Below are 16,550 nucleotides of genomic sequence, written 5' to 3'. Positions count from 1 at the left end.
GGTTTACTTTTGCCGGTTTCTCTGCTTGCGCCTGCTGTTATTCCTCGAGCTCTGTGGCGGACTGCTGCTATTCCTCGAGCTTTGCGGCGGGCTGCTTCATACTTAGTCGTTCATTATAATGGGTGATGTCATCAGAAAGCCAGTCTATTGCATCCTGCCATGTATAGAATACCGTGCTGCCTTTTCGTCTCATCAGCTGAGAAAAATACGTGCTCACCACCGCCGCCTGGCCCCTGCTTCCGGGAGATGTCATCATGGGCTCTATCGGAAATCTTTCGAGGATCTGATGATACCTCTTTTTCTGGTAAATGGGATTTCTGCTGGAAAGCAGTGAGATTCTCTGGTTTCTCTCCTTTCCGTTTTGGTTCGGATATTTATAGATTTCAAAAAACAGTTCCAGTGCTTTCCTAACTAAATCCGGAGAGCGGTATACACCCAAGGAACAGGATACAACTTCTCTTGTATCTCTGCTGAGAATAGCACAGAGATAGATGTCTCCATCCATCTCTGTTTTATATTGTCCTATTCCTATGCATAATCGGTCTGGGATCGGGGCTTTCGTTTTGAACCTTCCTGACGTCGCAGGCTGCTCTTTTTTCTGAGACTGCTCCACTATTTGAAACTGCTCCGCTCTTCTAAGCCAACCAGCTCCCGGCTGCAGTTCTGCATCATCCTTCCATCGAAGAATGTCGTCAGATATTTCTTCGTAATCTTCCAGATATAGTACAGGATTTAACTGCTCAAACCTCATGCTGTTCCTCCTTTTAACCGGTTATGCTTAGCAGCTATACTCTGTCATTTTCCAGGATATGTAACAGCAGCCCTTCGCATCCTTCTACTATATCATCGTATGTTCTGTCGAAATTGCCTGTATACCACGGGTCGGCTATGTCCCTGGGGCTGTCGGTAAAATCAAGCAGGCGGTGTACCTTGTGATCCGGATCGCTTCCGATTATGCGGAGGATGTTGCGGATATTGGGGTACTCCATCCCTATGATGTAATCATATGCATCATAATCTTTCTTTTTCATCTGAACTGCATATTTACCGGCGGTGCTGATGCCCTGCTGCTTTAACTTCTGGACTGTCCCGTAATGTACAGGGTTGCCTTCTTCCTCGCGGCTTGTGGCGGCCGATGCTATGGAAAATGAATTGGCCATTTCCCTTTTTTGGACCATGTCGCGGAAGATGAATTCTGCCATGGGGGAACGGCAGATGTTGCCGTGGCATATAAATAATATTTTTATCATGATTTTATAATCCTTTATATGTCTTCAAACCCGCTTATTTCCTAGCGTTTTGACACTTCCTCTATTTTTTCTCATTTCCCAAAATTCATGAAAATCTACGTAAATCTTCATAAATTAACGGGCAAATGGTGTAGTAAATGGTGTAGTAACCAATCCTTGATTTATCCTGATTTTCTCTGGGTTTCCGGCATTGCAAGCGGTGTGAAATTGACGATTTTATTCATCTGTTCTGCCGCAAGGTCATAATTCGCATGGGTGTAGACGTTCAAAGTCACTCCCACATCCGAATGTCCCATAAGGTATTGAAGATTCTTGATATCCATACCTGCGTTCGCCATATTGGTGCAAAAGGTGTGACGAAATACATGCGGTGTGATATGTGGCAATGGCTGATCCGGATGAAGCTTATCATACTTCTTCATACCCCAGCGCATGGCATTTTCAATATGCAGAGCCACTTTAGGATTGTCATTCTTGTCCAACATGATAAATCCCTTATAGCCATCCACAATCATTTCTTTCTTCACTTTCGGACGTTTGGCAAGGATATTCTGCAAGCTCTGGCAAATCTCCTCTGTCATAGGAAGAAATCTGCAACCACTCTCGGTTTTTGTCTTCTCCACATAATACTTGCCCCCACGTTCTCTTACCAGCTGATGGTCTACCCGGATTCTCCGATTCTCGAAGTCCAAGTCTTTTCTGGTCAAACCACAAAACTCACTGACACGCATGCCAGTATTTAAGAGTACATTGAATTCATCATAGTACTTCGAATAGGTCTTGTCGTTTTGTACAAATCCCATCCACATTTCCTGCTGTTCTGCAGTCATGGCGATACGCTTTTCCGAATCATTGACGATTACATCGGTCAGCTTGAATTCAAACGGATTCCTGCGAATGGCGTCTTCATTGTAAGCCATCTGAAATGCTGGTTTTACCACACCTCGCACACTGGTAATGGTGCTGTAACCTCGTCCGTCTGCCTGTAGCTTCATTACCACTGCTGGGCATCCGATACCTTGATATCCTTGATTTTCTTTCGTCCAAAGGCTTCTCCCTTCACCAGATTCAATACAAAATTGTATCCAACCTTCGTGTTATAGCGAACTCCCTGTTTCAGACTGATATACCGTTCCAGTAACTCAACCACGGTCATCATTCCAGAATTATAATCAATTCCATCATCCAGTTCTTTTTGAATCTCAACTTCCTTTTTGCGTAATGCCTGCAGATTCGCATCATAAATGCACTGCCGCTTTCCTCTACCATCTTTATAGCGATATTGATAAATCAGATCTTTTCTCTGGCTCTCTCCTGTTTTCAGGATGCGTCCTTTATTGTCTTTTCTCTTTTCGGACATTGTCAAACTCCTTTCTGAAATAGAAAGAGCCTTGATATGACTGTTTATATTCTAGCATACCAAGGCACCATTTTCTATTATAAATCTACATATATTAGCTTCTTTTAGATGGAATATGCCTGCTCCACGTACTGGTCGAACAAACGTCTTTTGATCAATCGCTTATTACCAACCCACAGCACGAACTTACAGCTCTCATCATTTGTGATTTCTCTTAATTTATTGATCCCGATACCGGAGTAAGCCGCTGCTTCTTCCAGTGACAGGTTACTCTTTTCCCAAATTGGTACATTTTTTTGCCATAGGCACTTCCCCCTTCCAACAAATATCATGCCTGACAAGAAATATGGTTGGTTTTTCTTTCATTTTTCTGATGTCAACCAAATCCATGTCAACCGGTCATGAAAACCCTGAAATATCCTTTCAACTTTTCATGATTCCTTTCTTCTTTTTCTTCTATTATTAGGTTGACATGGTAGACAAATAAGAAATAGTGCCTATATATCAGGCTTTCCGATGTCTACCAAGTGTCAACCAACACGCCTACCTCACTGTCTACCACTTATCTATACAAATGGAATTTCCATCTGTACCACTTCCTCTTCCGTTACTTTTCGAAAACCATCTCCGTCCTTTGGATATTGGTAGACACGCTCCCAACCTTTCTGAGAGCCATATTTTTTATATCTTTTAGGATTCTTATAGGCTATCCAGCCTTTAATGGTTCCATCTGCAATCCCGGTATTCATAATCTCACAGATTGCTCTAGTCTCCCAATCTGCCGGGGAATTGCCTTTATCAAATGCTTCTGCGTATAATTGCTTTGAGCAGACTCTTTCTCCCTGGTAATCCTCCAGATATGCATAAATCATCCCCGCCTGTGTATCCTCCTGCATAAAATCTCTCTGATGTTCTTTCAGAAAAGTATTCATCTCAGTACTGAAAGACAACTGGTATCTACCACTTCGATAGATCTCCATTGCCTCAGCCCACAACTGATCTATGTATGCCCTAGATGCCTGTTCATCATCTAAAATATGAACCTCTGCTTGTTCAGGACAAATGGTTACCGGAATGAATCTCCGATTCCCTGTGCGGTCTCTGGGAAGAAAATCTAATCGGTTGGTAGTTCCACCAAATACACACTGACGCAACCTATCTGCCGGGTGTGTTTCGTATGGAATTTTGTATGTCTCTTTCTGTCTGCTAAGAAAGGATTTAATCTCTTCGATACTCTTCGCACTTGCAGTGGCTATCATTTCCGACATCTCTATAATCCAGTGTCCTTGCAGTTTTCTATAGACATTCTCATCATCCAACTTTCGAAGATCATCGGAGAACCATTCATCCTTCACTGCAAGCAAGCGAAAGAATGTAGATTTTCCGGCGCCCTGTCCACCTACCAGGCAGAGCATAACTTCGAACTTGCATCCTGGATTCATAATTCTTTTAATTGCTCCCATCATAAAAAGCTTCAATGCTTCATATGTATAAGCATCTTCCGCCGCACCCAAGAAATGATGTAGGCAATACCGAATTCGTTCTTTCCCATCCCATTTCAATTCATCCAAATAATCCCGAATGGGATGATATTGATTTTCATTTGCTATGATTTTCACTGCATGTTCTACTTTCTTCTCGCTGGTCAAACCGTACTGCTTTTCTAAATACAAAAACAGATATTTCATATCCATATCTACCAAGGTAACCGTCTTTCGCTCCCATCCAAGTGGTTTCACAATATCCGTGCGTTCAGACAGAATATTGTAGCAGATTGCACCTTTCAGCAATGGATCCTGTTGGAATACTGTCACACAATTTGCCAAGCTATTCTTCACTGTACCTTTCTCTGTAACCTCTAATCTGTCACGAATCTCTGGAACTGTTTGAGGAGATTCCATTGCATCCATCGTTCGAAGCAGTTCTTCTTGTGTCGCCAACTTTAATTTTTGAAATTCGTTGTTCAAGTTCATTCACCTTCTTTCCGTGTCCTATCATCCACATTGCTTTTTCTTCAAATAATCCATATTGCAAAATATCCAACTGGTAATTTATGTAGGTAATCATCGCCAGAGCTTCCACGAATAATGGATGCCAATTCTCATCATCTGGTTTTGGTGCATATTCCTCTTTCCAACTTCGAAGCCACAGCATGTAATCACACAAAACACCAAAACTATGTTCCACCATCTCTTCTAATCTTTCCTCTAATTCCGTATATTTTGGCGAACCTCTTTCTGCCTGTTTTGTCTGTTTTCTCTTCTTCCCATTTTTTTGAAATTGTTCATTATCATATAAAATCCCAAAATCAAGAATCAGTTTTTCTGCTGCATCTTTTTTCCCTAGTCCAAATAACGAAGACACAAAATCAATCACATCTCCTGTCTCTCCACAACCAAAGCAATAGTATCTTTGATCAACTTTCATACTTGGTGTCTTGTCTGGATGAAATGGACAACAAGCCATTCCACTTCTATTCACTTTTATTCCATAATGCTCTGCAGCCTGCCTTGTAGAAATGTTCTGTTTTGCTGTTTCAAATAAATTCATCACGTCCTCCAATCTGTCAAAAAATATTTTTTAGTTTTAAGTTTTTCCCTTTCTGTGAAAGTTGCGTCCAAATAAAATTGGAGCCAAAGGGTAGTTTTTGAAATGCGGTATGGGAGCAAAATCCCATCAAGTTGCCAGGTGACCAAATTCATAAAATGAATTCGTGTCATACGCGGGCGGATCTTGCTTTAGAAAATTCCCCCTTACACTAACCCCGCTTTTCAAGTCCCAAAAGTTTACCTAAAATACTAAAAAAATTATTTTTGTGAATAATTACCAAATCTCAGCGTGTATAAACACATGTCATCTCATTTACTTTTTTATCCCTCCACTTATCGTAAAGGTGTTAGCTGTTATGGACGGATGTTTCGAAAAATCGTTAAAAATTTTTTGCTTTTCACTTATAAAAGTACACAAAAAAACAAGCATATTTTTTAAAATTGAAAAATATACTTGTTCACTCTATTTCTTCTACTATAACTTTTAAGGGTAATCAAAGTTTTAGAGAACTATTTATTATGCTTGCCCCTCACGACGAATCCTCAATTATATTGGCAAACCCTCAAATAGTTTGATTACCCTACTATTCGTGCTGATTGTATGGGCGAATATTAACTTTGATTTTATTGAGTATAAGTTCTTCGTTTGAAGGTGCTAAATTACTATTTCTAAAAATTATCAGTTCGCTTGCCTTGCATTTTGCAGAAACGCTGTAATTCAAATCATAGAGATATAAATCGTATCTGGTATATATCTCTTCAATTTCTGGTGCATCATCATATGTAATAATCCAGTCACAGTGAACATGCTCTCTGATTACAGTTTCGATACGAACATGATCCTCGCGAGTAAAGAAATTCATATAAAGCTGTTTGCCTTTTTTATAATAAGGCGGATCAAAATAAATGAGCGCATTATCTTCATACATAGGAACGTAATGAGTGATAAAACTGTTGATGTCTTTATTATAAAGTATGATGTCCTTTTTTCTCGCCGCAATACTCTGAATCCTTTTGATTAGTTCTTCACGGTTAAAACGAACATCCATCGTCCAGCTTCCTGCCTGTTCTAGTCCCCCTATTACGCCGCCTTTAATGATTCCTGAACGATTTGTTCTGTTCATATAAAAAGTGGCAAATCCAAGTTCAAAACTGTACTTATCATTCTGAGAAACCATAATCTCTCGCTGTCTATGCCATTCTTCCATTGTGAGTGGAACGGTTCTTACTTTGTCAATAAAACGATCATTTTCTGTAAGTATGGCTTTCCAAAAAGACCATACACCTTTGTCATAATCGTTTATAACGATCCTGCTTACAACATCCTTGAGAAGGAGTTCAATCGCAATACCAGCACCACCAGCAAAAGGTTCGATATACGTTCCGCCCTTATGCTCAAGTTTAATTATCATATACTCCATGAATGAAGCTAATTTTCCTTTTCCACCTGGATAACGCAGTGGGGAATAAAACATACATCTCACCTCCTTGCTAGATATAATAACTACTCGTTAATCTTTCCCAAAAACTCCATAAAAGCATTTGGGAGCCAGTCAGACAGGTTATATGGATTAAGATACATCTCACCTGCATCATCACGGATTCGCTTTCTTAAGGATGGAATCACTTCAAATCTAATGCTTCCATCCAATGTGATTCCTTTCGTTTCAGAAATAAGTTTCTTCAGAGGAACAAGGTATTTCTCCTGCTCTTCCTGTGAATAATCTTCCGGATATTTTCCATCCAGAGCATATTCAAAAAGCTGTACAGCAAGTGTCCTGTCAAATATATCATGATTTCTTTGATTGTAGAAGTTATCAAGACAGTTTCTACAGGACTTTGAACATGAACAGCCGCTTAAAATCTCTCGTGTACGTCTGAAGACATCATCAAGAACTTCATCTTCTCCAATCAGCGATGAGTAACCAGCACCGCTTGTCAGGTTATCATAGAAGAACATCTCGATATGTGCTTCGCCATTATCTTCATATCGGGTTCTCCATCCTCCATTGATTTCGTTATAATCGATATCCAGAGAGAGTGAAACCGCTTTTTTGATCGCCTCATGAAGGGTTGTTGCTGCTGAACGAAGAATATTCTTTTCCTCATTATCGAAATTGGATACAAGTCGCCGAGTATCATATTTGATGTCCAACGTAAACATATCTGTCAGGAATTCGTAACCAAGGAAAATGTTTGTTGCTACAGTGCCTTCATGTCTGCATAAACATCTGTCATGATATGGCTGTGAGAAATAGTAGTTTCCGGACGGTACCGGTTCTGCAACTTCCGCGCCACCACATTTTGTACAGATATTAAAGCCGTTTTTCTTTTTTCCCATATTTACAGTAAGGACATGACGGTTCTCAAGATTAGCATATCGAATATGGCTATTCTTGTAACCCTGCATTTCGGTTTCCTTTGGAACATAGGAGTAATAAGGCGCCTCTGCATATGTTTTCTCTTCTTCTTCATCCTCAAACTTAACCGGATCACCTTTTACTGGTGCGAATCCCCACGGTTTGATCATTGGATGTCTTTCTATTTTTGCATGACAATACGGACATTCGGCATACTCTTCCTGACCTTCTCCAAACCAGTTACATTCTGTACAAACGATGATTTCTTTTTTGTAATCTTTGCTTGTAAAATAGTACTCAGCCTGATTGCCTTCAAATCCCTTTGGTCTAGGATTTGCATATAAACCGCCGCTCTTATAAATCTTTTTATCAATCGTGATAAATCTTCCAGGTGCATATTCGCTGATTGCAACAGCAATATCTCTTTCAGGGGCATACTTTATCTCTAAAGAAGATCTTCTTCCAGAACCCATCTCGTTTTCCACGAAAAATCTTACAACATTCTTAGGGAAAGAATAAGATGGAATAAATCCTTCAGAATAAAAAACATCAAAAGCGGGTGTTTCTTTATCCCCATTGAAATACTCATTTCTCTTTCCTTCGGCAAGTACCATATCTCTGATCTTGCAGATCATCTCTATTGTACCGTCTGTCGGGAAATCAAGAATTTTAGCATGCTCGATAAATGTATCTGTCAATTTCTCACAGAAAGTAACAATACCTACCTTGACAATACTGTCGTAGAGCCCCTTCATCGCATCGGTAGACATAAAACTATTCAATGCTTTCATATTATAGTGGCGCTGAAAAATTTTGGGATTATTTCTATCGATCCAAGGTTTTCTTGGTTCTCCGGAAATCATCTCCTCTGGGTGCTTAAAATAATGACTATCATGCACACCACCAAATGCATATGTAACGATTGTAGAGATTCCAGCATTCTTTCGACCTGCACGACCTGCTCTCTGCTGGTAATTTTCTCTCATAGGAGGTATATTTCTTAAGCCTACTGCAGTCAAAGAACCAATATCAATACCTACCTCCATAGTTGTTGTACAGCTTAAAACATCAATAGATTCTTCACCGAACTCACCGACATCAATATCCTGGAAACGAATCTCATAATCTTCTGTTCTGCTCAAGATATCGCTAGTGGTTTCTTTATGTGACAGCTGTGCAGTATGTTCCTCTGTATCAATAGTGTGGACCTTTTCCCCTTCATTTAATGAAGCCAGTACTGGCTTTCTCCAGAAATCAAAACGAGTCAATTCTTCACTATTGAGAAGATGAACTTTTTCCGAATCAAAGCAGGAACCACACTTGTCTCCAAGCTTATACGGAGAAATCTTTCCACATTTTTCACAATAATACCAGTTAAAATCATCGTCTGTAATAATAATTTTAACCGTATCTAGCTTAAGATAATACCTCTGACTCGTTTCTGAACCAGTGCCAAAGAAGTTCCTTTTAATACAGTCTAAAAACTTGCCCACCTGAGTATCATTGAGACCTGTTATTGCTTTTACTCCTGTAATAAATTTTTTATCAACAGATTTCATGAAATCACCATCAAGACCAAACTCCTGATTTTTACTACGTCCAGGCAGTTTTCTTCTGATATCGTCCTCAATAGCGTTTCCTAATGCAGCACTTCCATCCATGACATCCCAAAAGAGAAGAACCAATAAAGTTCTAAACAATTCCTCATCGATAACGATATCATAATCGTCTTCTAATTCGTCCAGGCATTCTTCCAGGCAACTATCCATCGGTGCAAGAAATCCAAGTCCAATATCTTTGAATGAACGAGGACTCTCTGTAAAGAACGTGAGAAGCTGTTCATAATAATCGGACGGAAGTGGTTCGAAATCCATTCTTGTAATATTTCGATTTCTTCTGATTTTTGTTTTTGCAGTGTCAAGATGCTCTCTAAATTTATCACTGCTATTTCCTGTAAAGAAGTATAATCTTTGTTCAATACAAACGGCAAGGAATATATTATAAAGTTCCTTCAGAGAATGTTCTTTTCCATCTTCTGCAATCTTGTTTGCTGCAAGAATAATACACTGTCTGAACCCATCTGCATCCGATGATTTTGAAAGATCTAATGCCAGTTTCGCCGCGTTCTGTCGTGAGTCAGAGAATAACAGGACTTTTTTACTCTCATTAATAAGTTCTGATCTCGGAGGCTGCAATTCGAACTGAGCTTTTGTCAGATTATAAAATGGAATATTACCTTTTGTTGCAAAATCTGTTGGTTTCTTTAATGGCATAATCTTTTTGCACTTCGGACATGAACCAAACATATATCGATCATGTTTTTCATCATAATCCGGATATAATACTTTAAGCAGAGATTTATCACTCTGATAGTCTAAGTAGAGTTTCCCTGTAATTGGATCAAGATAACCCAACTTGTCTTTTTCTCCTAATTCATAATCATCCGGACAAATATAAAGAAGCATCTCTGTGAGATCATACGCTCCTCCACTAAGTCCTTTATTAGGAAATACGTACCAGTATCCTGTACCAGCTGTTTTCTGTACATATCCCTTAAAGTAAAGCGCACCACACTTGACATGGTTCACAAGTTCATACATTCTTGCACCGCACTCACACTTTTCACGCGGAATAGATATTACTTTTCCAAGTGGGAGTTTTTCTTTGTCAGAATACTTGGCACCGCAAGTACATCTTGGATTAGAACATGCATATAATCCCTGAAGACCTCTTACAAACATATGCAGACGCACAGGGAAAAGGATATTTCCTTCTTTTTTCGCAAGAGAAGCAACAATAAGAAGTGCATCTAATGCTACACCCGCATATTCACTGTCGCCAAATATCTCTTTTCGCAATAATGAATATGGTTTTGCTCCATCTCTACAAAGTTTATGAAGAACAACATAGGCTTCATAATTTGGAAGATTATCAAAAAGCCACACCTGCGCATCTGATGTTGATAATCCTTCAGAAAGGTCTACCTGAAATACTTTCTTTGCAAAAAGACGAATTCTATCACTAATCTCAGCTTCAGTCACCTGACTTGTTCCAACAGATGCAAGCGCTTCTGCATCTGTATTGACTTTAAATTCGGTCTTTACCTCATCTTTATCACCGAAAAGAGGTACACACTTGGAATATTCCTTTCCGGTAAGGCCGTTAAAGAATCCTGCAATTGCATCGTCATCAGACGGCATACTTGCAGTTGTAAGAATAAACTGTACTTTATCAAGGGTGATTCCCAGACGTGAAAACAGTCTGTCCAAAAGAAGTGCGATCTCACCACCTGATGAACCTCTATACATATGAGCCTCATCAAGAACAATCATAAAACGGTTTTCTTCTGATTTCTGCAGCCATTCTTTCGTATCATCCCATATACCTGCTTCAAGCTGACGCATAAGCATGAACTCCAACATGGAATAGTTTGTAATCAGAATATCTGGTGTATTCTGCTGCATTTCAAAACGAGTAATATATTCTGCATCGAATGGACCTGGATTATGAATACCGTTTTCCAAATTATCAATAAAAAGCTTAAGGCCTGCGTCTCCGCCATATCTTGCTGGATACTTGTTAATACTCTTAAATCCTTCGATTTTTCTTTTCTGAGCCTTTTGTTCGCTTGGTGAAGCAGTTTCATCGACCAGATACTGAGCCCGGAATGTTTCTGCAAGCTTGATGTTACTCTGTTTCTTTGCATCTCCTGAATATGGAGTTCTTCCTGTATACATTCCAAAATGGGGGATGCGATCACTCCCAGAAGATGTAGTAAAAATCTCCATAAATTCTTCTGCACCCATAATTTTTCTGAAACGAGCAAGCTGATCGGATACCAGAGCATTCATTGGATAAATGATAAGTGTTCTAACGGCCGGAAGTTTAAAATCCTCCGGTCTATTTAAGGATTCCTCAATTTCACGTGCGATGATTGACCAGAGGAAACACTCTGTTTTACCAGAACCAGTCCCAGTTGATACAAAAAGATCTTTTCCATTTAATGCGCTGGTGAGAGCTTTCACCTGATGCACAAACGGTGTGGAATAAATGCCAAGCTTTGCATCAACAAGTTTTAAAAGAACTTCTTTTACGTTTTCGGCAATATCGGCCGTCTTAATACCATCCATCAGTTTCTTGTAGGATGACGAAGTCTCAATATATGGTTCTTTTGCAATATTGATATCGTCACCGCATGCTTCACCAAGAATATCATCCGCATATAGAAGCAGAGTTTCGCTGTTTGCAAGATAGTCTGATTTAATGTAGTTTGCTAATCGACTTCTTATTGCTTGGTAGTACTGCTGTACTCCATTCGTATTTCTATCCATAAAACTCACCTTCTTTCGCTGTAAATCCAATATCTGTTAATATCTTTACAGCCTGTGTGGTTAATTCATTTCGTATTATAAAGTTATTTCTGTCGCTGAAAATTCTTTTTGGCCATGCGTTCAGCAGCATGTAATAATACTCTCTGTTCGGAAGTTGCCCGAGGATTCTGATATGTGTATAGTTTTCATCAATTGGGCATATGAAGGCAATCATTGGATTAAGGTAGTATTCCTTAAGCGCAATATAGATTCGTCTAAACTCAGCACCTGTTTTAGAATCTATTTCATCATTATTTTTTTCCGGAGCGAAAACTAGATTACTATCCTCATCTACCATTACTCTATAGAACGGTCCACTTGGACTTTTTCTCGTAATAGTCATATCTGCATTACGATATTTTTTCCACGCCTCGGAAAGTTTACCTCTGTAAAACGGATTGAAAAATTCCAATTCAGAAATCTCCACATCCTTTTCATCAAAATCACAAGAATCAAAGCAAGACAATAAATATTCTTCTGGCGAAAGGTTATCGCGTACCAGATATTCTTTTAAATCTATCTCGCGTCCATTATCCTGAGTGTGAATGCCTAATCCATTAACACAATATTTATCCTTTGGAATTCCAAGAAATAGATATTCTTTTTCGGATACTTTTATGCTTTCTCCACCCTGATTTAAAACATTGCGGTTGTTATCAAGCGTGACAAAATACCCCATTTGTTCATATAGATTACGGATATGAATTGCTATATCTGCTGTTCTTGAGCCCGCAAGAAATCGTTTTGCCAAGGGACATAACTTCAAATAGTTTTCTAACAATCCATGTAAAAGTATTGTCTGGGTGTTTTTGCTGATCTCTTTGATTCCGTCTGCTTCATTTAATGATGATGTAAGACACCATAATCCTAAGGCCGAGTATAATACCCTATAGCAATATGACTCATCCGACTCGCCCGAATAGTGAGGAATATTCATGTCTTTTGCCATTATTTCAATAAGTTTATTCACTACCCAAACCACCTCATTATTGTCTCTTTATTCGGACACCTTCCTGATTCTCCAGCATACTTCTGAAGTCTCTTAGAACAGTTATATGGATTCACTCCAATTACACTGACTACAAAAGGCAACAGTGTAAAAAGAAGAATTCTGTTCATCGAAGCCTCATCTTCAATAGAATCTGTCATCGCACTTGCTGTAGCAAAATCAATTCCACATTCCTGAGCGATTTCCATGAAGATCTTTCTACTGCGATTATCCTTACATTTATTCTGATTTGGAGAGTCCTTTTCCATAATTTCAGATGAATCTTCCGTTATATCTTTTATTTTCATCAGAGCATGGAATCTATCCATACTGATAAAACAAAAACTCGAAAGAATTTCTACAGGTACATATCTCAGAGTTTTATCATACATATATGTCAGAACAATAATTTTGTCCCGGTGCTGCTCAAGAATTGGAACAAGTTCAATTTCATTACAGGTTCCAATAAATCCGTCAATGCAAATCACTCTGTCATTATTATCTGCTAGCAGCTTTTCAATCTCCGACAATTTCATCCCGGATTTGTAAGAGAAAACCCTTGCATGGCTTTGACCATAAATTGTATTAGCAAGGCAATTTGCAAGATTTATACCAGGACCTCGTTTAATCAAAAGAGGTACCCCTCGGAATACAGTTTGTTTAACATAATCCACAAGCTCATTTGCAGCTTCATCGGTTTTATCAAACCCAATATTTGTGAAGTTATATGAAAAACACTCATCAAAATCATCCATATCAACAGGGCACTTAGGGATTGTATACAGCAACGCCTTTTTTGTTTCAATACAAACGTTCTCAACAGAAAGTGGCATATTCTTAACTACGACTTCTAATTCTTGAACCGCTGATTGAAGTTCATCGTTATGAGCATTTAAAGCAACATTTTCTTCTCTTAGCTGCTGTATAAGAATATCTAAATCCTTCTTTTCTGCTAGTAGATCAGCAACCTTCTCTTCCATTTCGAGAATTCTTCTTCTAAAAACAAGAATTTGTGCTTCCAAATCTCTGTTAACCGCTTTAATCGCTTCGGATCCATCCTTGGACGATGCAATTTTTTCTCTGTATTCTGTTATAATACAATCTGCTTCTTCTAGGCTTTTTTGAAGGTCTTCAATTTCTTTCTCACGCGACTCGGATTGCTCGATGATGAGCGATGTTTTTTCAATAAACTCACTTGCCTTTTTTGCTCTTTCTTTTTCAGCCATTTCGAGTTTTTGCCTTAAAGATTCTATTTCATCTGCTAATTCAGAATTTCTTTTTCTTTCAGTCCAAATAATCGAGTCCTTTTCCTCAAGAGCAGCTTTCATATCTAAAGCATTTTTTCTTAATCTCTCAGTTTTCTTCTCTTCTTCCAAAAACTTATCATTAAGTTCTTCTACTTTTTTATCAATTTCGGCCCCTTTTTTCTTCATCTGACCGATTTCATCCCGATTGTTTTTGATTTTATCCGCCTGATATGAAACAGCAGCGCTCAAGATAAGAAGATAATCTTCAGATTTTTCTTCTTCTTTGATTTTAAAATATAGCGGAACATTTTCGGCGAAAAAAGACTGTGGAAGAACATCAATATAAGCAGTCTCTGTACTTTTTCCTTCTTTTATCGCTTTTTCAAGTTCTTCATCTATTTCTTTTATCCATTGCCTGATACATTTAATGATGAATGTTCTTATGAAATCCCTTGAGCGAAAATCAAACAAAATTCTGGCAACAGATTCCTCATTTAATGATTTAACCCTGAATCCAGGACGTATCGTTGTAAATTCCTTTGGATATCTTCTAAAATACCCAGTGACAACCGCAAAAGGGATTGACTTGCAGATATATTTTATTTCTTCCTTTGTAAGTTCAGTTAAGTAATTCAAATCTATTTCTCCATAATAAATCTTTTAACGACACTATTTATCATTCCTGTTCTATAGCATGTTTCAAGATATTCTAAGATAGTTTCATTTACGTCTACATCCATATAATCATCTGGATTAAATGGTTCTATCTGTGGATGATACTTCAAGATATCCCTTAGCCGTTCTTCAATTGACTGCAATGGTCCATCCATGCTGTGTATGTATGTTTTAACATGACCGTTTTTATATCCTATAATCTGATCTTCTTTCGCCAGATATACTGTAGAACCCACATTAAGTCTTGTGCATCCACTGATGTCAAAGCAGAAATACTCATAGTCGTCTGGAACTATAAACTTATCAGTATAAATGATTTCCGGCTCTACATGGAAATATTCAAAAGTAACTTGATAAGCCTTCTGGATTACAATATCAACATTTTTTTCATAGATGGCGACTTTATCATCGATACTAATTTTACTAATATCACAATCAATCTCTTCTATCTTGTTTCCATCAATATCTACATTTCCATGTGGAATCAGTTCAAAACTAGATATAACATATACTTCGCTATCAGATGTGACCGCTGTAGAATCTATCAAAGTAACCGGCGGCCATAATATATCAAAGTTTTCCGATGATTCTATTTGGCAATCATGTTTCAAGAAATATAATTTCAAATCCGAATTTACATATTTGATTACGAGTCTAAGAGCAAAAAATGTCTTACCTAAGGTAATGAAAGAAAACGATTCATCTATTGTTTGCACTCCCTGTAATGAAATCAATTCTTTAATGTTATCTTCACTCTCAGAAATTACTACATACTCTGTATCCATATATAGTATATCGGATGTATTTCTTTTGTAATGTTCATCCAGCTGGTTTACCCTATATACATTTAGTTTTCCCCCCTTCTTCATTACTTCTGGATATGAATACTTCATATTTCCATCGTCAATAGAGGCATAATAATCATTCGAATACTCAGTAATAGTGAAATAATTTGCAATATTTGGTCTAAGTACAGTTTTACTGATTGGAATACCGAAAAATGGTTGAGAATAATATTTCGAATATAGATTCAACTTCGTTTGTGTCTGTGAGTAAAATTCAATTTCTTTTGATGATAATGACAGACTCATTTCAAATGTTAATCTGTCTATATTGAAGCAGAATCCAATACGCGCTTTATTTCTTTGTCGCCGAATAGAAACATATGATTCTATTGCACCTGGCTGTCCAAGATATTGCTCGCAATCAATATCATTGTTCCCTCTCCTATGTCTGAAGTGAGGAGATTTTTCAGTACTTTCTGCTGCCGCTAAATATACCTCTTCACCACAACATAGACACTGATATCTAAAACGTTCCCCATATGAACGATATGAAGTTTTTGCTATAACCGTTGCATCAACTTCTGATTGAAACACAACATCAAAGGCTTTATCCATGAAGCATCCATTCCTTTATCTACTAAAAATTATAAATAATTATATCATATTTTGTCCATTTTTTCACTTTGTAAATTTTCAAAGTAAATGCAACCCCTATGTCCATTACCGGTTGCATTTACTTTAAGAATCCGAAATGTTGCATTAAGTGTGACAAATTTTGTATGATTCTTCCAGTCGTGTCTGGGAATACGATTGGAGGATTTCATTATGAAGAAAACACATTTATCATTAGAAGACAGAATCACAATCTCACAAATGCTTTCCGAGCAGCAGTCCTTTAAACAGATTGCCACCGCTGTAGGCAAGAACTGCACCTCTATATCCCGTGAAATCAGAAACCATTTGGAA

Annotated in this window: 12 protein-coding genes; all 12 read right to left on the bottom strand. The window is 38.1% G+C overall.

Going from position 1 to position 16,550, the window contains the following annotated elements; all coding sequences use genetic code 11:
• Positions 1-67: 67 nt before the first annotated feature.
• Positions 68-751, bottom strand: a complete 684-nt coding sequence (locus HMPREF0240_RS11365) for a hypothetical protein (protein ID WP_009003565.1) — start codon at positions 749-751, stop codon at positions 68-70.
• A gap of 34 nt (positions 752-785) precedes the next feature.
• On the bottom strand, positions 786-1,250 hold the full coding sequence (locus HMPREF0240_RS11360) for a low molecular weight protein-tyrosine-phosphatase (protein WP_009003564.1): 465 nt from the start codon (positions 1,248-1,250) through the stop codon (positions 786-788).
• A 161-nt stretch (positions 1,251-1,411) separates the two neighbouring features.
• The gene (locus HMPREF0240_RS11355; protein ID WP_347462586.1) at positions 1,412-2,245 is read right to left on the bottom strand and encodes a site-specific integrase; all 834 of its coding nucleotides are present in this window, start codon (positions 2,243-2,245) and stop codon (positions 1,412-1,414) included.
• On the bottom strand, positions 2,245-2,610 hold the full coding sequence (locus HMPREF0240_RS25315; protein ID WP_347462585.1) for an integrase DNA-binding domain-containing protein: 366 nt from the start codon (positions 2,608-2,610) through the stop codon (positions 2,245-2,247). Before HMPREF0240_RS25315 ends, HMPREF0240_RS11355 begins: the two co-directional genes overlap by 1 nt.
• A gap of 104 nt (positions 2,611-2,714) precedes the next feature.
• On the bottom strand, positions 2,715-2,942 hold the full coding sequence (locus tag HMPREF0240_RS11350) for an excisionase (RefSeq protein WP_050794534.1): 228 nt from the start codon (positions 2,940-2,942) through the stop codon (positions 2,715-2,717).
• A 234-nt stretch (positions 2,943-3,176) separates the two neighbouring features.
• Positions 3,177-4,520, bottom strand: coding sequence for a virulence-associated E family protein (locus tag HMPREF0240_RS11345; protein ID WP_035313137.1), 1,344 nt, complete (start codon positions 4,518-4,520; stop codon positions 3,177-3,179).
• On the bottom strand, positions 4,477-5,160 hold the full coding sequence (locus HMPREF0240_RS11340; protein ID WP_009003561.1) for a CHC2 zinc finger domain-containing protein: 684 nt from the start codon (positions 5,158-5,160) through the stop codon (positions 4,477-4,479). The genes HMPREF0240_RS11345 and HMPREF0240_RS11340 overlap by 44 nt, the downstream gene beginning before the upstream one ends.
• 583 nt (positions 5,161-5,743) lie before the next feature.
• Entirely contained in the window at positions 5,744-6,634 is an 891-nt protein-coding gene (locus tag HMPREF0240_RS11335; protein ID WP_009003560.1) for a DNA adenine methylase, read from the bottom strand.
• Between the two features lie 29 nt (positions 6,635-6,663).
• Positions 6,664-11,850, bottom strand: coding sequence for a DEAD/DEAH box helicase (locus tag HMPREF0240_RS11330; protein ID WP_035313135.1), 5,187 nt, complete (start codon positions 11,848-11,850; stop codon positions 6,664-6,666).
• A complete protein-coding gene (locus tag HMPREF0240_RS11325) occupies positions 11,843-12,859 on the bottom strand; it encodes a hypothetical protein (protein WP_050794533.1) in 1,017 nt (338 codons plus the stop codon). Before HMPREF0240_RS11325 ends, HMPREF0240_RS11330 begins: the two co-directional genes overlap by 8 nt.
• Entirely contained in the window at positions 12,859-14,760 is a 1,902-nt protein-coding gene (locus tag HMPREF0240_RS11320) for a hypothetical protein (protein ID WP_035313134.1), read from the bottom strand. Before HMPREF0240_RS11320 ends, HMPREF0240_RS11325 begins: the two co-directional genes overlap by 1 nt.
• 2 nt (positions 14,761-14,762) lie before the next feature.
• A complete protein-coding gene (locus HMPREF0240_RS11315) occupies positions 14,763-16,199 on the bottom strand; it encodes a hypothetical protein (protein WP_009003556.1) in 1,437 nt (478 codons plus the stop codon).
• Between the last annotated feature and the right edge of the window lie 351 nt (positions 16,200-16,550).

The sequence above is a fragment of the Clostridium sp. D5 genome (genome assembly GCF_000190355.1).
In the GTDB taxonomy this organism is placed as follows: Bacteria; Bacillota; Clostridia; order Lachnospirales; family Lachnospiraceae; genus Faecalicatena; species Faecalicatena fissicatena_A.
Note: the sequence above shows the minus strand (reverse complement) of the source record. Positions and strands in the feature narration are given on the sequence as shown.